This window comes from Komagataeibacter melaceti (assembly GCF_003403295.1).
Taxonomy (GTDB): Bacteria; Pseudomonadota; Alphaproteobacteria; order Acetobacterales; family Acetobacteraceae; genus Komagataeibacter; species Komagataeibacter melaceti.
Genome location: NZ_QUWV01000042.1, coordinates 1 through 293, shown reverse-complemented (window position 1 = coordinate 293; position 293 = coordinate 1). Strand labels below are relative to the sequence as shown.

Annotated in this window: 1 protein-coding gene; it reads right to left on the bottom strand. The window is 61.1% G+C overall.

Annotation, left to right across the window (positions count from 1 at the left end):
* A partial coding sequence (locus DY926_RS05775; RefSeq protein ID WP_148707741.1) for a dihydropteroate synthase occupies positions 1-293 on the bottom strand: 293 nt, incomplete at both ends.

Here is a 293-nt window from a genome sequence, read left to right as displayed (position 1 = left end):
TCGACCAGGCGGGTGGCGATGCGCAGCTTGTCTTCCGCCGTCTTGGCCATGCCCACTTCATCAATGGTCAGGGCGATGACGGCGGCCCCGAACTTGCGCGCCAGCAGCATGCGCTCATTGGCGATCGCCTCTCCATCCTCGAAGTTGATGGAGTTGATGATGGGCTTGCCGCCATGCAGCTTGAGTGCGGCCTCGATCACCGGGGTTTCGGTGGAATCAATGACCAGCGGCGCATTGACCGAGGAGGTGAAGCGGGTCACCACCTCGTTCATCTCCTTCATTTCATCACGGCC